The sequence below is a fragment of the Campylobacter sp. LR264d genome (assembly GCF_008633895.1).
GTDB lineage: Bacteria > Campylobacterota > Campylobacteria > Campylobacterales > Campylobacteraceae > Campylobacter_D.
Window position 1 is genome coordinate 127,198 of record NZ_VJNT01000010.1, and the last position, 22,792, is coordinate 149,989.

Sequence of the window (22,792 nt, forward strand, 5' to 3'; positions counted from 1 at the left end):
TTTGAAATTTAAATTTTTAATTATTAGTATTTTAATTAGCAAATGCCTTAGTGGAGGTTTTATACTATCCCCTGATGCTCTGCCTCAACTTGCAAAAGAATTTATAGCTAAACATTTTTCAAACGCTCAAATTGGCATGGTTCAAATGGATAAAAATACCTACGAGGTATATTTAACCGATGGAACTGAATTAGAATTTTACATTGATGGCAATTGGAAAGAAATTGAGGCTAAATTTAATGTAATAAGCTTTAATATACTGCCTCCAAATCTTGCAAGTATTATGCAAAATAATTTTCCAAACACAGCCATAATAGAAATCAAACGCAAGGCGAACTACTATAAAATAGAACTTACTAACCATTTAGAAGTTATAATGGACTTTAATGGGACTATATTAAATGCAAAATATGATTAAATTATTTTAATTTATAAGCTAATTCTATACTAAGTACTACATTTTTATGATATTTTGGAAAGTATTTTGACGCCTTTTTTATCACTTGAAGGCTGTTATTGTCTAAAATTTTATAATTTGAACTACTTATTATTTTTAAATCCTTTAACTCATTATTTACTAAACTAAATTGCACCCTTACAAGACCTGTAATCTTAGCATTAATGGCTTCTTTTGGATAATGCTTTTTAGCAGTTTTATTGATTATGCTTTTAACCTGACTTAAAAAATTATCATACTCACCACTATCGCCTTCACCACCACCTTGTCCCCCACTTGCTAAGGCCCCATAATTATTATTTATACTTGTATTTTGAGAATTTGGCGATGTTAAGGCTTGATTTATTTTTTGCTTTATCTTTTTTGGATCATTTTTTACTATTTTTTCTGGCTTTTTTCTTCTTTTTTTTTCTATAATCTTTTCTTTTTCTTCTACTAAATTTTCTTCTAAATTTTGATTTTCTAAACTTTTTTGTTCTAAATTTTCACTATTTTCATTACTTGCAAAATTCTTAAAAGAAAGAGTTATAATGCTTTGCTTAAAAGAATTTTGCACCTTAAAAATATCTACATAAAAATAACTTACATATAAGGGTAAAAAAACTATGCAAGTAATGATAAAGGCTTGAATTTTATGCATTTGGTCTAAAAAAATGCTTATGATAATTTGGTAAAACTATACTTTTAACATTGACATCATAAAGGGCATTTACATTTTTTTCATTTAAAATTTCATCTCTTAACCCACAGCACATGACCTCTCCACTTTTAAGCATTAAAATTTTATTAGATATATAGCAAGTATCAAGCTGATGAGATGAAAAAATTATACTTTTTTTAAGCTTTTTTAAAAGAATTTCAAGCTTAAAAACATAAGATAAATCAAGTGCACTCATGGGCTCATCAAGCATTAAAATTTCCCCATCTTGCAATATAGCCCTTGCGATTAAGCCGAGTTGTTTTTGCCCTCCTGAAAGGGTGTAAAAATTTTGATTTTTTAAATGTTGTATTTCAAGCATACAAAGTACTTCAAGTGCCTTTGCAATTTCAATTTTACTATAAGAAAAACCTTCACTTCTTGCATACCGACCCATTAGTACTACTTCAAGCAAGGTAAAAGGAAAGGTAATATTTTGAATTTGAGGTACAAAGCTTAAAATTCTAGCCCTTTTTATAGGCTTTAAAGTAGCTAAATTTACGCCTTTAAAAAGAGCTTGTCCTTGATAATCAATAACCCCTAAAATAGCCTTTAAAAGCGTACTTTTTCCACTACCATTTTGTCCTAAAATACACATAATCTCGCCACTATCAAGGCTAAAATTTATATTTTTTAAAATGCTTTTTTTGTCTATACTAACGCTTAAATTTAAAAGTTCTAGCATTGCAAGGCCTTTTTTTTGTTTATAAAAAGTATACTTGCAAAAATAGGAATTCCAAAAACGCTTGTAAGTATACCTATGGGTAGTTCAGTTTGGGTCATACTTCTTGCAAGTGTATCACAAATCAGTAAAAAACAGGCTCCAAAAAGGGCACAAAATGGCAACATTAAACGATGATTAGCCCCTATTATAAAACGGGCGATATGAGGCATTACAAGCCCTACCCAACCGATAAGTCCTCCAAGTGCCACACTAGCACTAGCTAAAAAGGTAGCTATTAGTATAAAAATAAGCCTTGTTCTTTTTACATTTATACCAAGACTCATTGCACTTTCATAATCTAAATTTAAAATATCAACAACCCTAGCACTTAAAATACAAAATATCAAGGCAAAGATTAAAAATAAGCTTAAAATGATTAAGGGTAATTCTTTTATAAAGGCTAGTGAGCCCATTAACCAAAAAACGATATTTGGCAAGGTATTATAAGGGTCTGCTAGAATTTTAATTACGCTAACCCCAGCCCCAAAAAAAGATGAGCTTATAATACCTCCTAAGATTAGCATTAAGATACTTTTATTTTTATCAAAAATCATAGATAAAAATAAAGAAACACACATTGCTAAAATTCCACAAATAAAGCATAAAATTTCTATGCCAATCGTAGAAAAGCCAAGTACCATGGCAAGTGCAGCCCCAAAACTAGCCCCACTTAAAACGCCTAAAATTCCAGGAGAAACTAAAGGATTAGCAATTACACCTTGATAAAGTGCCCCACTCATTGCTAAACTAGCCCCTACCACAATGGCTGAGATAATACGAGGAAGTCTTGTTTGAAAGATGATTAAGGTCTCGTTAGTGTTTTCATTTGAAAAAATTAATTTTAAGGCATTTAAAGAACTTATATTATAACTTCCAACCCCAAGGGCGATTATGCTTAAAATCACAAGTAAAATACATAAAATAACTATAAAATAAAGCTTATTCATGTAATTACTTAGTAATTAACGCATAGCCAAATTCCCTATGTTCGCTGTAAGAAATTTCACCATTTTTTTCGTATTTTTTTAAAAAATCATGTATGATTTTTTCATTAGGTACCCCACCATTAGCCTCTACATGCCAAGACATGCTCTTAAACATTTCATCAAAGTCCTTTGTTTTGGTATGTGTTTTTGTAACATATTCAATTTTAGGTTCTTTTATATTTTCTTCTTCAAGCCAGGTTAGTACCTTAGAAAGCCCAAGGGGAGTTTTTAAAGCTAGGTTATGTAAGTTTAAAAGTTCTTCTAAAAAATCACTTTTCTTAAACCTACCCCAGCCTATATAACAGAAGCTTTTAATATTTGAATTTAACGCCTTTAAAAAGCTTTCTTTACTATAAAGTGCTGGGGTTAAGGATGCAAAGATAATATCTAAATTTAAAGGGCTTGTATCTAATTCATCCCAAGTGCACAGTATGCTTTTAACATTATTTATATTAAAATTTTTTGCGTCCTTATTTAAAATTCTAAGCATTTCATCTGAAATATCAGCTGCATAAACCATTTTAGCCCTATTTGCTAATTCTAAGGCATAACGACCCGTACCACAGCCTAAATCAAGTACATTTTTATCCTTAAAATCTACCCCATTATTCTCAAAAAAGGACAATACCTCGATAACTTCTTCGTTGTCCTTTTTAAATCTTGGAAAGTTTTTTGCCTTTGCATCCCAAAGTTCTTTTGTAAATTTCATTTAAGTCCTTGCAATCTTATATACGCATCATAGTTTAATTCTTGTAAGAATTCCTTATAAAATTCTTGTGCTATTTTTTTAGCTTCTTCATCGCTAAAAAGTGTTGGCTGAGTCTTTGACATAGCCCATAATAACCCAACACTTTGCATTATAGTAGGAGGCCTTGTTAGCCAGTTACTAGGACTTGATGGTGCATAATAAATTTGTTTTTGCTTAACCGCTTTGAAATTTGCCCATTGTTTGCTAGGATTATTCATTAATTCCTTATAAAAACTAATCTCTCTTACAAAAATCATGTCAGGTTCATACTTGCTTAAAAGTTCAAAATTTACTTGCAATCTCCTTGCATTTTGCGTAAAATAAGAACACTTTATAGAATTCTCACCACCCATTAAAAAAACTAATTCTAAATTATCATTATCCTTAGCACATTGGGTTTCAAACCCGTTATATCCTTGTGCTAGATAAATTTTAGGTCTTTTTGTGATTTTACTTTGCAATGATTTTAATAAATCTTCATTTTTATGCAAAATTTTAATTAATCTTTCACCCCTTTCTTTAATATCAAGCTTTGAAGAAATTGTCCTTATAAGTTCGTCCTTATTACTATCATCTAGTAAAACGACTTCTACCTTAAAGCTTTCATATTTTTTCTTTAATTCTTCTGGGTAATTTTTCCCAGCAAAGATAAAATCAGGCTTGTAAGAAACTATCTTTTCAAAAGAAGCATTATAAGGCATACCAAGTACTGGTAAGTTTGCTACATTTAAGGGCATAAACTCAATATCTTCTTCATAGGGCTTATAATTTAGCCCTATTAAACCTTGAGGATATAAAATTTCAAGCAAAAGCGTTAAATTTGGACTTACACCAAAGACCTTTTTAGTATCTGCCATTAGTGGCAGTAATGCTAAGATTAAGATCAAAAATATTTTTTTCATACTTTTCCTTTAAAAATCATATTATACTAAATTTCAATAATTATATTCAAAGCCTGCTACAAAACTACGTCCGGGCATATAATTATTTTCACTATAATAATAATTCGTATCAAGCATATTATTTATCCCTACATAAATTTGAAAATTATCTATAAAGCGATAATTTGCCCTAACATCAGCTAAGGTTACGCTTGGAATTTCAGCGGTATCACTTTCCCAAAACTCACTTTGATAAGATACATTAAAGATAACATCCACTTCTTTTATAGGCTTTAGGGTAAGATTTGCGTTTATAATACTATTTGGAACGCCTAAAATTTTATGCCTTGACCCACTTCCACCAGCATCTAGGTATTCTTGGCTTGTCTTTTTTTGCACATAAGAATATGACCCTGTAAAGAAAATTCTATTATCAAACATAGCCTGTCTATATTCTAACTCACCACCATAAGAATAACCCTCTTTAACATTATCAGTCATATAACAACTAGAACCTTCTGCACATAAAGAATTATCAACGCTCTTATCAACCCACATATCAGTTAGATAATCATAAAAGGCATTAACTGATATTAAACTACTTCCAAATTCAAATTGGGCTCCAACTTCACTATTTATAACGCTTTCTGGGTCAAGATTTGCATTTGGCACAGCCCTACCCCAACGTTGAGAATATCTTTGTTTTTGAGTAGGTAGATTGCTTTTTTTACCTACATTTACATGCAAGGTAGTAATATCATTTACATAGGCATAAAGAATAGCTTGTAGATTATAACCCCAAATATGCGTCTTATCAGTAACAATACCATTATTAACAGCACTAGAAGAACTGCTATAATTAACATTTTCAAGGTCTGTAACATCATTTCTTTCATAACTTCCACTAACTACAAAACGAAAGGTATCATTGATTTGTTGTCCATATTCTGCAAACAAAGAACTAGTAAAATCTGAAATTTTTTCAAGTGGAGCATTTTGAACCCCGTTTAAATCTTGACTTTCTTCCTCGTGATTATCACTTCTTAAATTTGTACCTATTTTAAAGACCTTATCATCACTTATATCAAAATTTAAAACAAAAATACCACCTATAGTATAATCATCATAAATGGAGTTTCCTATTGCATTTCCTCCCAATGTTAAATTACCACTAGTATCAAGACTATACCTTCCATTCATTCTTAATTTATTATAAAAACTATCATAATATACCCTAGAATCTAAACTTATATTATCGGTAAAATGAGTGTTACCTAAGAAATAAACAGTGGTTTTATCATAATTTGGCCAATCCCACCAGTTTCCTCCATCTGTTGAATAAAGTCCACCCTTTTCACCTTCTTGATATATAACATTTAAAGAATATTCATCGCCGTTTTCTAACTCATATCCTATCTTACCTTTAAGGGTTGTATTTGTATAATAACTATTTCTTCTGTTTCTATCAGGTTGTAATTCTGGAATACTACCACCAGGTTCAAATTTATGTGAAAGTTTATAATAATCCCTATCCACATAAGAAACGTCAAATTGATAGTATAAATTCTCATCTTCTAGCAACCTACCTCCAATTTGAGCAGCCATTTGGTGTTCATTTGGACTTTCATAGCCATATTTAAGCATGGCCTCAAAGCTTTTAATAGGCTTTTGAGATACTATATTAACAGCCCCATTTTTTGTATTTAAACCATATACAGGAGAAGTATAGCCCTTTGAAATTAGAATTTGAGAAAGTCCAAAGGTAGTAAATTGAGACCAGTCAGTTTGTTTATCATATATAGAGTGTACTGGAATTCCATCTAAGAAGATACCAGGAGTACTTTCCCCTCTTATATAAATACTAGGTTCGCCCCTTTGAGAATAAGCCCTTTGATAATAAATACCAGGACTAAACCTTAAAGCAGATGCAAGATCCTTTGAATTTGAGTTTTCTATATCTTCTTTTGTAATGGTATGGACCATCTCATTTTCATCGGGTGTTTTTTGGGCTACGATTTCAACTTGACCTAGGGTATTAACGCCCTGGTTTGCCTTTTCATTAGTCTCATTTGCAAAAACACAGCCTACTAAAAACATACTAGTAACAAAACTTAATCTAACGCTTTTCATGTTTTATCCTTTTTAAAAATAATTTATACAACCTTATTTTAGCACTATTTAAAGGTATATTATTTTTTAAAGTCATATTTTATTTTATACCTTATCGCACTCATTTACAAAATACAAAAAAAAAAAAAAAAAAAAAAAAAAAAAAACGATTTTATTAAGTAAAAATAGGAAATCTTAAAATAAGATAAATTTATTCTCTGTTTAATAATTGTTTAATTAAATAAAATGTAAAAATTTTTAAGCAAATTTTATAAATGTTACAAAAAGTAACAAAAAATTTATTTTTAATGGCTTTATTCTTAGCTTTATTAAATTTTATTTAAAAGATTATTTATTTATTTGTTTGTTTGTTTTTAATTATATCTTCTAGTTCAAGTATCTTTTGTTTAAGTTTTATTAATTCATCCTCACAACACTCATCAATAGCCCTACTTTTTTCCTTTTGCTTAAATTTAACAATATGTGCAGGAATCCCAGTAGCAGTTAAATTTGGGGCAACGTCTTTAACTACTACAGCGTTTGAGCCTATTTTAGCATTTTCTCCTATGGTAATATTCCCTAAAATTTTAGCCCCCGTACCAATTACTACGCCACTTTTTATAGTAGGGTGTCTTTTGACACCTTTTTCAAGGCTAGTACCACCAAGCGTAACCCCATGATAAATTAAAACATCATCTTCTATTATAGCAGTTTGCCCTATGACAACCCCACTTGCATGGTCTATAAATACCCTTCTACCTAAAACTGCTCCCGGATGCAAATCAACCCCCGTTAAACAATATGAAATTCCACTAATAATTCTGGCTATCCTTTTAAAATTTCTCTTATAAAAAAAATGTGCAAAACGATAATTTATAACAGCCCAAACCCCCGGATAATTAAAAAAAAGTTCTATAAAAGAATTAAAGGCAGGGTCTTGCTTTTTTGGTTGTAAAAAATCTTCTTTTATGATAGAAAAAAACATTATAACTCCTTACTTTTCAAATATCCATTATCATTTAAAAACAAATATAACTCCCCTAAAATTTGCTTTTTTTGCTTTTCATTAACTAAATTTGAATTTGAAATTTTCTCATTTAGATTATCCATTATTAAGTGCACGTCATAATCAAGGTCTTCAAGGGTATCAAGTATGGATTGGGCCTCGATTATGCTATCAATCTCATAACCCTTTTCATTTATACTAACGCTTGCCTCTGTTGGGTGAGTAAAAAGATTATGGCGCATTCCAAGTACTTCTTGATAAGCCCCCACTAAAAAAAAGCCTAAAAAATAATTTTCCTTTTCAATGTCTACATCATGTAAAAACAAGGGCTTATTTTTTAGATAAGAAATTTCTCCATCACTATCACAAGTAATATCCCAAATACTAGCACTTCTGCTAGGTTCTTCTTCAAGTTTGTCAAGAGGCATTATAGGGAAATTTTGACCTAAACCCCAAAAATCAGGCATTGATTGAAAAAGTGAAAAATTTACTAGATATCTTTCTTGCATTTGAGTCTGAATTGCTAATAAATCACTTGAGTTTTCTTTATGAAGTAAGATAGCCTTTTTTGCTATGAGTTGGGTTAAAATTTCAGCATTGGACCTATCACTTAAATCCACATAACCAAGGTCAAATAAAGTTAATATACTTTCTAAATGCTCTACGCTATCATGCAAGTACTCAAGGGCATTTGATGGCTTTATGCTTTTATAAAGGTCAAAAAGTTCATCTATTAACTTAGGATTATCCTTTTTTAAAACTAGCTTACTTTCTGTGTATTCTTGAGAAAAAAGTTCAAGCACGGGGGCCACTAAAATTGCATGAGAGGCTGCTACAAAACGACCACTTTCTATAAAAATATCAGGTTCTGTGTCGCCTTTTTGTTCGGATATGTTTTTTAAGATAAAAACAACATCATTTGCATATTCTCTTAAAGTATAATTCCTAGTATTTTCATTTTTAAACTGCGAGTACTCAACTGCAAGGCCACCACCTAAATTTATAGCATGTAGATTTTTTGCTCCCATTTTGCGAAGTTCAGTATAGATATTACCTGCCTCGTTTAATGCCTTTTTTAGAGGGTGAATTTCGCTAATTTGCGAGCCTATGTGAAAATGAATCATGGTAAATTGGTCTAAAAGTTTATTGTCTTTTAGCATGTTAACAGCTTGTATTAACTCAGTAGAAGTAAGACCAAATTTAGAATTTATGCCTCCACTTTTTGCCCAAATTCCACTACCGGTTGAATGTAATCTTATGCGAAGTCCTATATTTGGCTTTGGTTTGAAACGTTCTTTTGCAATGTCAATTATTGATTCTAACTCATTTAAGCCCTCTATTGTTAAGGTTATATTATGTCCCATTTCAGCAGCGATAAAGCCTATATTTATGAGTTCTCTATCCTTAAAGCCATTGACCGTTATAGGAGCGTTTTCATTGTTATAAGCCATAGCTAAGAGAAGTTCAGCCTTTGAACCAGCCTCAAGACCATAATTATAATTTTTCCCAAGCTTTACTAAATTTTTAACAAAACCTGGATATTGATTAACTTTTAAGGGATAAACGGCGTTAAATTTGCCCTTGTATTCAAATTCCTTTCTAGCCTTATTAAAATTTTTGTAAATATTTTCTATTTGCTTTTGTATTAAATGAGGAAAACGAAGTAATAATGGCCCCCTATAACCATCATCTCTAAGTTCTTTTACTATGTCAATAATGGCTGGTTTTTTTTCATAATTTATGCAAACCTTGCCATTTTTTATAACAAAATTATCATCCCCCCAAAGTTCGATTCCATAATTATTCATAGGCTATTCTCCAAATTATAAATTTTAAGCATTTTTTCTTCTTTAGTATTTAAATTTTTATAAAACAAAGATTCTTGTAAGGCCTCATTTTCACCCATACATAAAAATATTTCAGTATTTAAATTATCAGCATTTGCAAGGTGTTTTGCAAGTTTTTTAGGCCCATAATTTAAAAGCACTTTATGTTTTTTTCTTAAAATTCTAGCTATATTTAAAAGCTTAGTAATATACTTTTCATCCAAGGCACAAAGATAAATCCCGTTCCTTTTTTCTTCAAATTCTTTTTGTTCTAAGATAGCAATTATCCTTTCAATGCCTATCGCAAAGCCTACTCCATAGCCACTTTTTCCACCCAGATATTCAATCAATCTATCATACCTGCCCCCACCTGCAATTGAGGCCTTTGCCCCTATTTCATCGCTTACAAACTCAAAGGCACTCTTAGAATAATAATCAAGCCCACGAACTAATTTATCATCAAGCTTAAAATTTATATTATCTTGTCTTAAAATATCTTGCAAAAGTTCAAATTCTTTTTTGCAATTTTGACATAAATTATCCCTTATGATAGGCATATTAACAAGTAAGCTTTGGCAATTATCATTTTTACAATCTAAAACTCGTATAGGATTTAATTTTTTACGTCTTATACAATCATCGCAAAAACCATCCTTATCTAAAAAATCAATAAGCTTTTGTCTATATTGTGGTAAGCATTCCACGCAACCTAAGGAATTTAATAAAATATTAAAATTAATATCCAAGCGATTAAAAATTTCAACTAACATTAATATTAAAGTAGCGTCCTCATAAACACTTTTTTCGCCAAAACACTCAACGCCAAATTGGTGAAATTCCCTAAGTCGCCCCTTTTGAGGCCTTTCATATCTAAACATAGAACCATGATAAAACCAACGTTTAAGGCTTGAACTTTTATCAAATTTAGCCTCTATGTAAGCCCTAACTACTCCTGCTGTGCCTTCTGGTCTAAGGCTTACTTCATTTTCTCCCTTATCGATAAATTCATACATTTCCTTTCCGACTATATCAGAACTTTCTCCAACACTTCTTTTAAAAAGCTTAGAAAATTCTAAATGAGGGGTATTGATATAAGAAAAGCCATAATTTTTAGCTACTTCTTCGCAAATTTTAACAATCTTTTCATAATAAAAAGCATCTTTATCCTTAATGTCTTTCATACCCTTTAAAGCACTAATCATTGATAAATTCCTTTATTTTTTTATGTAAAATTTCTATGCTATCACTCGCATTTAAAGTTAAAATTTTTGTTTTATCTTTTAGTAAAAAAAGCACTTCTTCTATATTTTTTTGAACATCTAAAAAATAAGAAACCCCTCTTTTTTCAATGCTATCAAGGCTTTTTTGCTTAAATCTTTGATTTATTAAATTTTCATCACCCTTTAAAAAAACTATCTTTTGTGGCATATATTCATTTAAGGCAAAAATATTTAATTTAAGTAAAAAATCCTTGTCAAAGTCTTTAGCATAGGCAATTCCTGATATAAAACTTCTATCGCTAATTATAAGCTTATTTTTATTTTCATTTAAAATTTCTTCAAAATGCTGGGTTCGATCAGCTAAAAATAAAAATAACTCGGCCCTTTTTGAGATTGTAAAGGGTTTATTTAATAAAAGTTCTCTTAAATGCTTTCCAAATTCTGTGCCACCTGGTTCCATTGTAAAAATAGCATCCTTAAAATCATTTTTTAAAAGTTCTATTTGGGTACTTTTCCCCATGCAATCAATGCCTTCAAATGCTACATACAAGACTTATCCTTTAAAAATGGCAAAATTCCCTTTGGCACAAGTGAACTCACATCTCCATTATAAGCAAGAATGGAACGCACTATAGAACTTGAAATAAAGGCATTTTGTAAATTTGGCATTAAATAAACGCTTTCAATCTCACTCCACAAAGCATTATTTGCATAGCCAATTTGTAATTCATACTCAAAGTCACTAACAGCCCTAAGCCCTCTAATAATGGTTTTTATGTTTAATTTTTTAGCTAAATCTACTAATAAACTATCAAAACAAATTATCTCAACATTATCTAAATCACTAGTGGCAAGTTTTGCTAATTTTTCTCTTTTTTCAAGACTATAATAAGGCTTTTTAAGCTCACTTGTAGCTATTGCTAAAACTACCTTATCAAAAATTTTTAAGGCCCTTTTTACCACATCTAAATGCCCATTTGTAATGGGATCAAAGGTACCAGGATACAAACAAGTCATTAATTTTCTCCAAAAAATAAGCATAAATATAACAAAACAAAACTTAAAAGCTATTATCTTTGCCATTTTTTATATAAATTATGTTTAATACCGAGTAAATCAAGCCATTTACCAATGATAAAATTTTCAAGCTCGTCTAAATTTAAAGCCCCAGAATAAGATGCTATAACAGGAGGTGCTATGATAACACCCATTTTGCTAAGCTTAGTCATTTGCTTTAAATTTAGGGTTGAAAATGGCATTTCCCTAACGCCTAAGATTAAAGTTTTTCTTTCCTTTAAAGCAACCCCACAAGCCCTTGTTAATAAGCTATCACAAAGACCATTACTAATTTTAGCCAGACTAGAAATAGAACAAGGTGCAATTATAGTTTTATCAATGCCAAAAGAACCACTCGAAACCCCACTGCTTAAATCATCATCATTTAAAAACGCTACTTTTTTAAAACTATCCTTATAAAACTCATCTATATTAGCACTGTTTTCAGCCTTAAAACTCAACCTTGCTCCCTTAGTTACAATGCAAAAAATTTCATTTTGAGAATTTTGTAAATTTAAAAGCAGTTTAAAGCCTAATTTTACACTACTTGAACCTGACATTCCTAATAAAATTTTCATTCTATTAAAATCCTATCTTTGCTAATTACAACGCCTTGCATTACCTTGCCATCTTTGTTTTTAGCACGAATTTTTTCGTTTAAATTGGCATTTTCAAGGGCTATTAATTCTACTAAAACATCTATATTTTCATCTTGCAAAATTCCTGTAATTTTGCTGTGTTTTTTGATTAAGGCTGATGATTTAAACATATTTTCTTTTAAAATGGCATTTTTTGAGATATTTGTTTTGGAAATTAAATTATTACTATCTTCTAAATTTAAAGCATTTGCAGGGACCTTGTCAAAATCAAGCATTACTATTTTATAATCTAAAACGCTTAATTTATCATTCTTTTTAATGGCCCTACTAGCTCTTAATACCTGCAAATTTCCTTTGATAAAATAGCGAAAAAAAACATTTTTAGCTATATTTTTAGGGGTTTTAAACTCGGCCCTTACAAAGCCTTGTGCTCTATTAAATTTGCCAGGTGCTAACTTTATAAATTCGTATTCTTCAAAGTCCTTTGGCAACGAAGTAATCTTTAAATCAACCTTTGTAATAATGATTTGAGGAAAATTATATTTAAATTCTTGTATCAAAGCAGATTTTACAAGCTCCAAATTAGAAGCTTGTAAAAAATTTAAAAATAAAAGAAGAATAAAAAATTTTCTCATAACTTAAAAGGTAGGTATAACCGAACCTTGATATGTTTTTTCTATGTATTCTTTAATCTCTTTTGAACGCAAAACATCTTTTAAAATTTTGCTTTTTTCTTTATCTTCATCGCCCTTTCTAACGGCAATTACTATCGCATAAGGGCTATCCTTACTTTCTATAATAAGTCCATCTTTTAAAGGATTTAATCCAGCCCCCAAGGCGTAATTAGTAGGAATTACAGCCAAATCTGCATCTCCTAGTGCCCTTGGTAATTGGGCTGCTTTTAATTCTATAAATTTAAGTTTTTTAGGATTTTCCTTTATATCAAGGGGAGTTTTATTTTCCTTGTTTTCAAGCTTTATAAGATTAGCCTTTTCAAGCAAATCAAGGGCTCTACTTTCATTTGTAGGGTCGTTTGGAATAGCTATACTTGCCCCATTTTTTATATTTGCAATATCTTTAAATTTATTAGAATAAACAGCCATAGGAACAAGTAAAATATGTTCGATAGAAACTAAATTCGTATTTTTATTTTTATTAAAATCATCTAAAAAAGGCTTATGTTGATAAAAATTTGCATCTAAATCCTTATCATTTAGGGCAAAATTTGGTATAAGATAATCATTAAATTCCTTAATCTCTAACTTATAACCTCTTGCCTCAAATAAGGGCTTACTAAATTTTAAAATTTCAGCATGAGGAGTAGGTGTAGCCCCAATTACTATGGTTTTATCACTTGCAAAAATAAAGCTTAATAAACTTAAAAATAAAAATATCTTTTTCATCATACTACCTTAAAAAGCAGGAACTACAGAACCTTCATACTTTTTAAGTATGAAATCTTTTACCTTTTGACTTTGCAAGGCCTTTAAAAGTGCTTGAATTTTAGTCTCGTTTTCTCTTCCTTGCCTTGTAACTAAGACATTTACATAAGGGCTTTCACTACTTTCTATTAAAACAGAATCTTTTACAGGATTTAGCTTTGCAGACAGAGCATAATTTGAATTAATAATAGCAAAATCTGCATCACTTAACGCCCTTGGTACTTGGGCAGCTTTTAGTTCGCTAAATTTAAGATTCTTAGGATTATCCTTTATATCAAGTGGAGTTTTTAAGGCATTATCATTTTTAAAGCTAATGAGACCGGTTTTGGCTATTAAATCAAGGGCTCTACTTTCATTTGTAGGGTCGTTTGGAACGGCAATTAAAGCACCATTTTTTACGTCTTCAAGACTTTTAAATTTCTTAGAATAAACAGCCATAGGCTCAATATGAATCCCACCAACAATCACAAGTTTAGTTTTTCTAATATTATTAAATTCTTGCATATAAGGTATATGTTGAAAGAAATTTGCATCTACTTCTTTATTATCAGTTGCGATATTTGGTTGTATATAATCATTAAATTCTTTAATGACAAGTTCATAACCTTGTGCTTTTAAATCAGCTTTTACCTCTTCTAAAATTTCAGCATGAGGAACAGGAGTAGCTGCAACTACGATTTTTTCTGCTGCATTTAAGCTAAGTGCTAAAAAAGCAGAAAACAAAAAAGCTTTGATATTCATAATTTTTCCTTTACAATAAATTTGGCTTAAAAAACTTAAAATTCTACTTTAAACAAACTTAGCTAAGCCTTAAATTTCCTTAATCTAAACAAGAGACTAAGTACTAGAAAAAAGAGTAAAACACTCATTAAAATAGGACTTTCATCATTTGAAAGTTCTAAGATAAATTTAAACAATACTAGCAAAGAAAGCACTATAAGACTTAACATAGTTTTGCTATTTTTTGCCCACATATAAAATAAATTTCCTAAAATTTGAACGATTTGTACTAAGATAAGTAAAATAACAACAGTTTGTATCATTACTTCTTGATTAAATCTTTCATAACCATAACGAATGGCCACGTCTCCTAAGCCACCTCCTCCAACCGTGCCAGCTAATGCAGAAAAGCCTATAGTAAAGATAAAAACTAAGGTAACCCCACTTATAATGCTTGGCATTGACTCAATAAAAATTACACGAAAGATTATTTGAAAATTACTAGCCCCATAAGACTTAGCTGCTTCTATAACGCCTTTATCTACTTCTTTAAAGGCACTTTCTAGCATTTTTGCTAAAAAAGGGGCAACCCCTATTGAAAGAGGTACTATGGCTGCGTTTGTGCCTATGCTAGTACCTACTATTATCTTTGAAAGTGGTAAAAGAACTACTATTAATATCAAAAAAGGAAAGGCCCTTAAAATATTTGTGATAAAATCTAAGATATTATAAGCGATTTTATTTTCACTAATACCATCTTTTCCCCAAATAGCAAGTAAAATTCCAGGAATAATAGCTAAAATAAAACCAACTATAACAGAAACTAAACTCATATAAATAGTTTCTTCAAGGGCTAGTTTAAGGATATTTTCGTAATTTTGTGGAAAGGTTTTGATGGAGTTAATGCTTACTTCTTTAATGCCTTCAAAGGAAAATTCATCTATAAAATTTGCAATTCTTTCTTTAAAATTAACCCAAATTTCACTAAAATTATTTTCCATTTGCAAGCTCCCATAAAACGCCACTTTGACTGAGATAAACTAATATTTTTTCCTTATCTTTTTCATCAACATTTATAACCAAATTTCCTAAGGCCTCATCGCCAAGCTTTTCAATCTTACCCCAAACTATGTTAAAATCAATATTTAAACTCCTTGCCATATGTGTAATTATGTGATTTTGAGCTACTTCTTTTGGAAAATAAAGCCTTATATTTAAACCAGAATTTGGCAAATACTCACTCTCTCCTAAGAATTCTCTCATTTTTTCATTTGGCCTTAAAAATAATTCATCTATACTGCCCTGCCCTATAATTTGTCCATGTTCTAATAAAATAGCCCTTTTAGCAATATCCTTTACAACCTCCATTTCATGCGTTACCACAACTACGGTTATATTAAATTCTTTATTTATCTTTGAGATAAGCTCTAAGATATTTTTAGTAGTGTTTGGGTCCAGTGCAGAAGTAGCCTCATCACTTAATAAAATCTTGGGATTTAAAGCAAGTGCCCTAGCAATGGCTACTCTTTGCTTTTGTCCTCCACTTAACTCCCTTGGAAATGCCCTTATTTTATTGTTTAACCCAACTATGTCTAAGAGTTCTAAAACGCGTTTTTTGACATCTTTTTCACTCATAAATTCTTTTTTAAAAAGACTAGCAAGGCTTTTACTTTGCGTATAATGTGACCTTAAAGGCATGGCTACATTTTCAAAGACACTTTTTAAATTCATTAAGGCAAAATTTTGAAAAATCATGCCTATGTCTTTTCTTAGAATTCTTAGTTCTTTTTGTCTATTTTTAAGCTTAGAAACTTCTTTACCCAAAACCATTAAAGAACCGCTTTGATAATCTTCTAAGCCATTTATACACCTTAAAAGCGTGGATTTTCCAGCCCCACTATGCCCAACAATAGCATAAATTTCACCCTTATTTATGTGCAAACAAACATCATTTATTACAAGTTCTTTGTCATAATATTTTTTTAAATTCTTAATATCAATCAATTTTTAACCTTAAATTTATCTAATTCCTCTTCAATCTTAGCAAGTTGTTCATTTAAAGATTTTAATGCCTCCTTATTAGTAGCTACCACTTCTTTAGGAGCGTTTGCTATAAATTTTTCATTGCCAAGTATGTTGTTTAATTTATTAATTTCTTTTTCAAGCTTTGCTTTTTGATTATTAAATCTTGCAATAATGGCACTCAAATCCACATTTTCTAAACTTATGAAAAGTTCTAAATTCTCACTTACATCCCTTACTGCATTTTCTATAATCTTATCTGTAAATTCTATATTTTGACATTTTGCAAGGGTTTTTATGAAAATTTCTAAATTTTTTAACTCTTCTTTTAATCCCATATTATTTAATTTTATATAAGCTTTTTCAATGCTTTTTAATTCAAGTAAGGTCTTTGTTCTTCTAATGCTAACTATACTTTCTATCAAAAGTTCAAATAAATTTTTAATTTTTTCATCTTGTTTATTTACAACTGGATAGCTAGAAATCATTATAGAATCAGAATTTTCAAGGCTAGTAGCACTTAATCTATGATATAAAAACTCACTTAAAAAAGGCATAAATGGATGCAAAAGCTTTAAGGCACTTTTAAAAATACTGCCAAGTTCTTTTACACTTGATTTTTCAGCCTTGCTTAGTTCAATGCCCCAATCGCAAAAATCATCCCAGAAAAATTTATATAAACAATTTGCCGCATCATTAAAGCGATAATTATCTAAATTTTCCCTTACTTCCTTAACACAATCTTGAAATTTAGCATTTATAAATTTAGCTAAACTGCTTTTAAGTTCTATATTTTCTAAATCTTCAAATTTATTTTCATTTAGAAGCAAGTAATTCGCTGCGTTATAAAGCTTATTTGTAAAATTTCTAACCTGCAAAAGTTTATCATTACTAAGCTTTATGTCTCTGCCTTGAATGGCAATTAAAGCAAGTGTAAAACGCAAAATATCAGCGCTATATTCTTTTATGCTTTCATTTGGGTCAATCACATTCCCAAGGCTTTTGCTCATCTTTCTACCCTGTTCATCCTTAACAAGTGCATGTAAATAAATATGTTTAAAGGGAAGCTTATGAAGTAAATTTGTGCTTTGAAACATCATTCTAGCTACCCAAAAAAACAAAATATCAAAGCCCGTAATTAATAAAGAATTTGGATAAAATTCCTTTAAATCATTCTCATTCCAAAGCTTATCTTTACCCCAATCACCATTGCCCCAGCCTAAGGTACTCATAGCCCAAAGACCAGAAGAAAACCAAGTATCAAGCACATCTTCATCTTGTTTAAAATCTTTACTGCCACATTTTGGGCAAATACTAAGGCTATCTTCACTAGCAAATTCATTCCCACACGCACAATAATAAACAGGGATTTGATGACCCCACCAAAGCTGTCTTGAAATACACCAAGGGCGAAGTTCTTTCATCCAAGCATTAAAGCTATTTATCCAATGTGCTGGGTAAAATTTACTTTCTTTTAAGGCTACTTTTTCAATACTTTCTTTTGCTATATCTTTTTTTACAAACCACTGCTTTGAAATATATGGTTCAACGATATTTTTACAACGATAACAATATCCCACTTGATTTTTATGTTCTTGTATATCTTCTATAAAGTTCTTTTCTTGTAAACTTGCTACTATTTTATCCCTTGCTTGTAATCTTTCTAAGCCTTGAAATTCCAAGCAATGTTCATTTAAAATTCCCTTTTCATCAAATATGCTTAAAAATTCTAAATTATGCCTTAAACCTACCTCATAATCGTTCATATCATGTGCTGGTGTAACCTTTACCACGCCTGTTCCAAATTCCATATCCACATGATTATCACCAATTATTTTAATAATCTTATTAGATAGTGGCAAAACAAGCTCTTTTCCTATAAATTTTTTATATCTTTCATCGTTTGGATTTACCATTACTGCTGTATCACCAAAAAAGGTTTCAGGTCTTGTAGTAGCTACTACTAAATAATCCTTACTATCTTTAAAAAAATACCTTATATGATAAAGTTTTCCATAATTTTCTTTGTATTCTACCTCTATATCACTAAGTGCCCCATCATGAGTGCACCAATTAATCATGTAATTGCCACGTTCTATCAAGCCCTTATTATACAAATTTACAAAGGCCTTTTTAACTGCATTTACAAGGCCACTATCCATAGTAAAACGAAGCCTAGACCAAGCAGGAGTTATACCTAAACTTCTCATTTGATTTAAAATCTGACCCCCGCTTTTTTCTTTCCACTGCCAAACTTTGTCTATAAATTCACTTCTACTTAAATTTTCTTTTTTGATACCCTGACTTAAAAGCTGTTTTTCAACCACATTTTGAGTAGCAATACCTGCATGGTCAAGCCCAGGTTGATAAAGCGTTTTATAGCCATCCATTCTTTTATAACGAACCATTATGTCTTGCAAGGTAAAGGTTAGAGCATGTCCTATATGTAAAATTCCTGTTACATTGGGTGGGGGCATCATTATACAAAAAGTTTTATTTTTCTTTTGAATAGCCTTATTTCCATCTATTTCAAAATATCCCCTATTTTCGCAAATTGAATAATATTTTTCTTCTATATTTTTATCATACATGTTAAAACCTTGATTTATAGCTTAATTAATTTGTATAATCTCACAAAATGGAAAATAATATTGTGCCTCGCTAATGCCTTGTTTTAAGTTTTTAATATGCTTAGCAAAATCACTTCCCTTTAAATTTACATTGTGCTTAAAATTCACTTTTTTTATAATCTCTTCTCTTTTAACCCTTTCATTTAGGTGTTTTAAGTCGTTTTTATAATCACTTATATCATTTAAAGTAATGTATTTATAAGCCTTTTTCTTTTCTGAAAAAATTATATCTTTATTGTAAATGCTAATATCCATTTTATTTTTAGGTAGCATTTGTATAAAAACGCTTAAATTATAATCTTTTGAGCGATTTTGAATAGGAGAAAGCATATCCTTTAAAAGCCCCTTTCTATAATTTGTCAAGGACTTTCCCTCCATTATATAAACCTTTACATTTTCAGTGCTTAAAAATGGTTCTAATCTTGAATCCTTACCCCTTTGTTGATATTCTTTAATAGTATTTAAATTTGGCGTTTTTTCACTTGTCTTTTTAAAGCTTAATTTTTGAGACGTTTTTGTATTTGTAACTGAGTGTATATTATCTTCGTTTAAAATTTCTTTTTTAACTTCCTTTTTTAGTTCTTTTTTTAATTCTTTAACCTTTGGATTTTCCTTTGTTTCATTTGTGTTTAATGTGCTTAAATTTTCATTTAAGGCTAAATTTGAATTTGATTCTTTATTGTTTAAAGCTTGTTCGTTAATTGTATCAGTGTTTAAAAATTGATTATTTATACTATTGAAGCTTGGAGTAGCAACCTTTATCGTTTCTTCTTCTGGCATTTCAAATAAATAATAATAAGTCCCACCAAGTACTACTAAGATAATTATAAAAAAGCCTACTATAATAGAAAAAATCTTTAAATTCATTATTCAATCCTTAAAAGTTATCAAAAATAAATTATATAACAAGATAATTAAAATTTATATTTTTTAAGCAATTTTTTTTTATAATTTCAGCTTTTTAAGGACACAAATGCCACTTTCAAAATTAAATGATGAGCAACTAAGAGCTGCAACTACCCCACTAGGACATAATCTAATAATAGCTAGTGCAGGTACTGGCAAAACTTCAACCATAGTAGCTAGAATAGCCTTTTTATTAAATAAAAAAATACCTGCTGATAAAATCATGCTTTTAACCTTTACGAATAAGGCAAGTGGCGAGATGATAGCAAGATTAAATAATTATTTTAGCAAGGAAATTACAAGTAAAATCATGGCAGGTACCTTTCATAGCATTGCTTATACCTTGCTTAAAAAGATAGATAAAAATATTAGCTTAAAAACTGCAGCTGATTTAAAACTTTTATTAAAAAGCCTTTGTGAAAAACGTTCATTTTCTCATTTAAGCGAATTAAAACCTTATCAAGCAAGTTATTTATATGATATCTATTCTTTGTTTTGCAATACTGCTTTTGATAAGGATTTTAAAGAATGGTTTTGTAAAAATTACGAAGAACAAAGCGTTTTTGCCCAAATTTATGAAGATATTTTTTTAGAGTACAAGGGTGAAAAAAAACGTTTTAATTATCTTGATTTTAACGATCTATTAATTAATCTTAAAAATCACTTAAAAGAAAATAAATATGATTTTGAAGAAATTTTAGTAGATGAATATCAAGATACAAATTCCTTACAAAGTTCATTAATAGAGGCCTTTGAAAGTAAAAGTTTATTTTGCGTAGGTGATTATGACCAAAGTATTTATGCCTTTAATGGTGCTGATATTAGCATTATAGGTAGCTTTGATAAACGTTTTAAGGATGCTAAAATTTTTTCTCTTAATAAAAATTACCGCTCAACTAAAAGCATTTTAGCCCTTGCAAATAAAGTTATTATAAACAATGAAAGGCTTTATCCAAAAGAACTTATAGTTACCAGAGAAGGTGAATTTAAGGCCCCTGTTTTGCTTAGCTTTAGCGATAATATTTTACAATGTAAAGAAATTGCTAAAATGATACAAACAAGTGGGGTTTCACATAATAAAATAGCTGTGATTTTTCGTAATAATTCTAGTGCTGATGATATTGAAATAGCTTTGAGAAATCTTGGAATACCTAGTCTTAGAAAGGATAGTAGAAGTTTTTTTGATAGCCTTGAAATAAAGGCATTTTGTGCTATGTTTTGCCTTTTAATTAATAATAAAGATATAATGGCCTTTATGCACTTAATGCAATATACTGCTGGTGTGGGCTCAGTTTTAGCAAAAGCAATTTTTGACGGGCTTTTAAAACTAGGTCATGGAAATTTAATAAAGGGCTTTTTAGAACCTGACAAAGATGTAAATTTACAAGGTACCTTGCAAAGCAATTATGACTTAGGGCTTTTTGCAGGACTTGATATTTTTGAAAATGAAACAAGATTTTCTTTGCAAAGTGAATTTAACAAACACCCTATTTTAAAGCTTTCAAAGATAAATGAAAATTGTGCTAAAAATTTAGAACAACTCTTTTTATATATAAAAAATGGCATTAATCAAAACAATCCCTTATTTTTGATTGAATTAATTTATAATAATCTTTTTTTTAAGCATATTTGCGAAATTTTAGCTACTAAAAGGGCTACAAATAAAGCTGGACAAGTTGATATATTAAAAAAGAGTGAAAATTTAGAAAAGATTAAAGCTAAGCTTTTAATCTTAAAAAATCTTTCAAAAGATTACACAAAGGCAGATAAGTATTATAATTTTTTAACCCTTGGGGCTAGTGAGATAAGTAGTGGAAGTGGGGTAAATTTATTAAGCGTTCATGCTAGTAAGGGCTTGGAATTTAGCCTTGTTTTTGTTATAGACTTAGCACAGGGTCGCTTTCCTAATCAAAAACTTATCTCAATGGGTGGAAGCTTAGAAGAAGAAAGAAGGCTTTTTTATGTAGCAGTTACTAGGGCAAAGGATAGGCTTTATCTAAGTTATGCCCGTTATGATAATAATAAAAAAACAAGCTTTGCACCATCTTGTTTTTTAGTAGAAGCAGGACTTAGCAAGGGCGAATTTATATAAAAATTAACATAAGTCATTTTTGCTTAATATTTTTTGGTTATAATTTTCGCACAATTTTAAAATTAGGAGAAAAAATGTCGGTAACTTTCAAAGGTAACGCTGTAAAATTAAACGAAAATGCAGTAAATGTAGGAGATAGTGCTCCAAAACTAAATTTAAAGGCAAAGGATTTAAGCCTAGTTGAAATAGCCCCAAGTGGAAAAACTCAAATTATTTTGTCTTTACCAAGCCTTGATACGGCTGTGTGTGCTACTGAGGCTAGAGAATTTAATCAAAAAATAGCAAGTTATAAGAGTGCAGAAGTTGTTGTTGTAAGTATGGATTTACCTTTTGCAATGGGTAGATTTTGTTCTACTGAAAACATAGAAAATTTAGTCGTTGCAAGTGATTTTTTAAATAAAGAATTTGGCAAAAAATATGGAGTTTTACTAGAAGATAGCCCACTTGAAGGACTTTTAGCAAGGGCTGTTTTTGTTATAAAAGATGGCAAAATCGCTTATAAGGAAATAGTTAGCGAAATTACAAATATGCCAAATATAACAGCACTTGATGAATTTTTTGCAAAAAATTCAGGTTGTGGTTGTCACTAAGTTTTTGGGCTATCTTAGCCCAAAATTGTTTTTATACTTAAATTTTAATTTTTTATCTTTAAATTTTTCACAGACTCAAAT

The 22,792-nt window shown here is 30.0% G+C and carries 22 protein-coding genes; 3 read left to right on the forward strand and 19 right to left on the reverse strand.

The window, feature by feature from the left end:
* Window position 1: 1 nt before the first annotated feature.
* Complete coding sequence (locus tag FMM56_RS02455) at window positions 2-418, forward strand: PepSY-like domain-containing protein (RefSeq protein ID WP_150141101.1); 417 nt, start codon at window positions 2-4, stop codon at window positions 416-418.
* Between the two features lies 1 nt (window position 419).
* On the opposite strand, the gene FMM56_RS02460 is transcribed toward FMM56_RS02455, so the two are convergent.
* The 19 genes from FMM56_RS02460 to FMM56_RS02550 form a co-directional block, all read right to left on the reverse strand.
* Window positions 420-1,097 carry an energy transducer TonB gene (locus FMM56_RS02460; protein ID WP_150141103.1) on the reverse strand — a complete coding sequence of 226 codons (678 nt, stop codon included), beginning with the start codon at window positions 1,095-1,097 and terminating at the stop codon, window positions 420-422.
* A complete protein-coding gene (locus tag FMM56_RS02465) occupies window positions 1,090-1,839 on the reverse strand; it encodes an ABC transporter ATP-binding protein (protein ID WP_150141105.1) in 750 nt (249 codons plus the stop codon). The genes FMM56_RS02460 and FMM56_RS02465 overlap by 8 nt, the downstream gene beginning before the upstream one ends.
* Window positions 1,833-2,825 (reverse strand): FecCD family ABC transporter permease, encoded by a 993-nt coding sequence (locus tag FMM56_RS02470; RefSeq protein WP_150141107.1) that lies wholly within the window; start codon window positions 2,823-2,825, stop codon window positions 1,833-1,835. The genes FMM56_RS02465 and FMM56_RS02470 overlap by 7 nt, the downstream gene beginning before the upstream one ends.
* 4 nt (window positions 2,826-2,829) lie before the next feature.
* The gene (locus FMM56_RS02475) at window positions 2,830-3,573 is read right to left on the reverse strand and encodes a class I SAM-dependent methyltransferase (RefSeq protein ID WP_150141109.1); all 744 of its coding nucleotides are present in this window, start codon (window positions 3,571-3,573) and stop codon (window positions 2,830-2,832) included.
* Window positions 3,570-4,514 carry an ABC transporter substrate-binding protein gene (locus tag FMM56_RS02480; RefSeq protein WP_150141111.1) on the reverse strand — a complete coding sequence of 315 codons (945 nt, stop codon included), beginning with the start codon at window positions 4,512-4,514 and terminating at the stop codon, window positions 3,570-3,572. Before FMM56_RS02480 ends, FMM56_RS02475 begins: the two co-directional genes overlap by 4 nt.
* 33 nt (window positions 4,515-4,547) lie before the next feature.
* On the reverse strand, window positions 4,548-6,623 hold the full coding sequence (locus FMM56_RS02485; protein ID WP_150151866.1) for a TonB-dependent receptor plug domain-containing protein: 2,076 nt from the start codon (window positions 6,621-6,623) through the stop codon (window positions 4,548-4,550).
* A gap of 331 nt (window positions 6,624-6,954) precedes the next feature.
* On the reverse strand, window positions 6,955-7,590 hold the full coding sequence (gene cysE, locus FMM56_RS02490; protein ID WP_150141115.1) for a serine O-acetyltransferase: 636 nt from the start codon (window positions 7,588-7,590) through the stop codon (window positions 6,955-6,957).
* Entirely contained in the window at window positions 7,587-9,416 is a 1,830-nt protein-coding gene (gene speA / locus FMM56_RS02495) for a biosynthetic arginine decarboxylase (protein ID WP_150207681.1), read from the reverse strand. The genes cysE and speA overlap by 4 nt, the downstream gene beginning before the upstream one ends.
* A complete protein-coding gene (gene hisS / locus FMM56_RS02500) occupies window positions 9,413-10,636 on the reverse strand; it encodes a histidine--tRNA ligase (protein ID WP_150141120.1) in 1,224 nt (407 codons plus the stop codon). The genes speA and hisS overlap by 4 nt, the downstream gene beginning before the upstream one ends.
* Entirely contained in the window at window positions 10,629-11,204 is a 576-nt protein-coding gene (tmk, locus tag FMM56_RS02505) for a dTMP kinase (protein WP_150141122.1), read from the reverse strand. The genes hisS and tmk overlap by 8 nt, the downstream gene beginning before the upstream one ends.
* On the reverse strand, window positions 11,195-11,671 hold the full coding sequence (gene coaD / locus FMM56_RS02510) for a pantetheine-phosphate adenylyltransferase (protein WP_150141124.1): 477 nt from the start codon (window positions 11,669-11,671) through the stop codon (window positions 11,195-11,197). Before coaD ends, tmk begins: the two co-directional genes overlap by 10 nt.
* A gap of 53 nt (window positions 11,672-11,724) precedes the next feature.
* Window positions 11,725-12,288, reverse strand: a complete 564-nt coding sequence (locus FMM56_RS02515; RefSeq protein ID WP_150141126.1) for a UbiX family flavin prenyltransferase — start codon at window positions 12,286-12,288, stop codon at window positions 11,725-11,727.
* On the reverse strand, window positions 12,285-12,944 hold the full coding sequence (gene flgA, locus FMM56_RS02520; protein ID WP_150141128.1) for a flagellar basal body P-ring formation chaperone FlgA: 660 nt from the start codon (window positions 12,942-12,944) through the stop codon (window positions 12,285-12,287). The genes FMM56_RS02515 and flgA overlap by 4 nt, the downstream gene beginning before the upstream one ends.
* 3 nt (window positions 12,945-12,947) lie before the next feature.
* Entirely contained in the window at window positions 12,948-13,715 is a 768-nt protein-coding gene (locus FMM56_RS02525; protein ID WP_411675341.1) for a MetQ/NlpA family ABC transporter substrate-binding protein, read from the reverse strand.
* Window positions 13,716-13,721: 6 nt separating this feature from the next.
* Window positions 13,722-14,492, reverse strand: coding sequence for a MetQ/NlpA family ABC transporter substrate-binding protein (locus FMM56_RS02530; protein WP_150151489.1), 771 nt, complete (start codon window positions 14,490-14,492; stop codon window positions 13,722-13,724).
* Between the two features lie 62 nt (window positions 14,493-14,554).
* Window positions 14,555-15,472, reverse strand: a complete 918-nt coding sequence (locus FMM56_RS02535; RefSeq protein WP_150141134.1) for a methionine ABC transporter permease — start codon at window positions 15,470-15,472, stop codon at window positions 14,555-14,557.
* Window positions 15,462-16,475 (reverse strand): methionine ABC transporter ATP-binding protein, encoded by a 1,014-nt coding sequence (locus tag FMM56_RS02540; RefSeq protein ID WP_150141136.1) that lies wholly within the window; start codon window positions 16,473-16,475, stop codon window positions 15,462-15,464. Before FMM56_RS02540 ends, FMM56_RS02535 begins: the two co-directional genes overlap by 11 nt.
* On the reverse strand, window positions 16,472-19,084 hold the full coding sequence (locus FMM56_RS02545; protein ID WP_150207683.1) for a valine--tRNA ligase: 2,613 nt from the start codon (window positions 19,082-19,084) through the stop codon (window positions 16,472-16,474). The genes FMM56_RS02540 and FMM56_RS02545 overlap by 4 nt, the downstream gene beginning before the upstream one ends.
* 21 nt (window positions 19,085-19,105) lie before the next feature.
* Complete coding sequence (locus FMM56_RS02550; protein ID WP_150207685.1) at window positions 19,106-19,990, reverse strand: hypothetical protein; 885 nt, start codon at window positions 19,988-19,990, stop codon at window positions 19,106-19,108.
* A gap of 106 nt (window positions 19,991-20,096) precedes the next feature.
* On the opposite strand from FMM56_RS02550, the gene FMM56_RS02555 reads away from it, so the two are divergent.
* Together FMM56_RS02555 and tpx are read left to right on the forward strand one after the other, a co-directional pair.
* On the forward strand, window positions 20,097-22,121 hold the full coding sequence (locus FMM56_RS02555; RefSeq protein WP_150207687.1) for an ATP-dependent helicase: 2,025 nt from the start codon (window positions 20,097-20,099) through the stop codon (window positions 22,119-22,121).
* Window positions 22,122-22,195: 74 nt separating this feature from the next.
* Window positions 22,196-22,711, forward strand: a complete 516-nt coding sequence (gene tpx / locus FMM56_RS02560; protein ID WP_150207689.1) for a thiol peroxidase — start codon at window positions 22,196-22,198, stop codon at window positions 22,709-22,711.
* The last annotated feature ends 81 nt before the right edge of the window (window positions 22,712-22,792 follow it).

Excerpts from the sequence above, each read along its gene's own strand:
- FMM56_RS02460 (WP_150141103.1), bottom strand. The coding sequence starts at position 1,097 with ATGCATAAAATTCAAGCCTTTATCATTACTTGCATAGTTTTTTTACCC.
- FMM56_RS02465 (WP_150141105.1), bottom strand. The coding sequence starts at position 1,839 with ATGCTAGAACTTTTAAATTTAAGCGTTAGTATAGACAAAAAAAGCATT.
- FMM56_RS02470 (WP_150141107.1), bottom strand. The coding sequence starts at position 2,825 with ATGAATAAGCTTTATTTTATAGTTATTTTATGTATTTTACTTGTGATT.
- FMM56_RS02475 (WP_150141109.1), bottom strand. The coding sequence starts at position 3,573 with ATGAAATTTACAAAAGAACTTTGGGATGCAAAGGCAAAAAACTTTCCA.
- FMM56_RS02480 (WP_150141111.1), bottom strand. The coding sequence starts at position 4,514 with ATGAAAAAAATATTTTTGATCTTAATCTTAGCATTACTGCCACTAATG.
- FMM56_RS02485 (WP_150151866.1), bottom strand. The coding sequence starts at position 6,623 with ATGAAAAGCGTTAGATTAAGTTTTGTTACTAGTATGTTTTTAGTAGGC.
- speA (WP_150207681.1), bottom strand. The coding sequence starts at position 9,416 with ATGAATAATTATGGAATCGAACTTTGGGGGGATGATAATTTTGTTATA.
- hisS (WP_150141120.1), bottom strand. The coding sequence starts at position 10,636 with ATGATTAGTGCTTTAAAGGGTATGAAAGACATTAAGGATAAAGATGCT.
- coaD (WP_150141124.1), bottom strand. The coding sequence starts at position 11,671 with ATGACTTGTTTGTATCCTGGTACCTTTGATCCCATTACAAATGGGCAT.
- FMM56_RS02515 (WP_150141126.1), bottom strand. The coding sequence starts at position 12,288 with ATGAAAATTTTATTAGGAATGTCAGGTTCAAGTAGTGTAAAATTAGGC.
- flgA (WP_150141128.1), bottom strand. The coding sequence starts at position 12,944 with ATGAGAAAATTTTTTATTCTTCTTTTATTTTTAAATTTTTTACAAGCT.
- FMM56_RS02525 (WP_411675341.1), bottom strand. The coding sequence starts at position 13,715 with ATGATGAAAAAGATATTTTTATTTTTAAGTTTATTAAGCTTTATTTTT.
- FMM56_RS02530 (WP_150151489.1), bottom strand. The coding sequence starts at position 14,492 with ATGAATATCAAAGCTTTTTTGTTTTCTGCTTTTTTAGCACTTAGCTTA.
- FMM56_RS02535 (WP_150141134.1), bottom strand. The coding sequence starts at position 15,472 with ATGGAAAATAATTTTAGTGAAATTTGGGTTAATTTTAAAGAAAGAATT.
- FMM56_RS02545 (WP_150207683.1), bottom strand. The coding sequence starts at position 19,084 with ATGTATGATAAAAATATAGAAGAAAAATATTATTCAATTTGCGAAAAT.
- FMM56_RS02550 (WP_150207685.1), bottom strand. The coding sequence starts at position 19,990 with ATGAATTTAAAGATTTTTTCTATTATAGTAGGCTTTTTTATAATTATC.
- FMM56_RS02555 (WP_150207687.1), top strand. The coding sequence starts at position 20,097 with ATGCCACTTTCAAAATTAAATGATGAGCAACTAAGAGCTGCAACTACC.
- tpx (WP_150207689.1), top strand. The coding sequence starts at position 22,196 with ATGTCGGTAACTTTCAAAGGTAACGCTGTAAAATTAAACGAAAATGCA.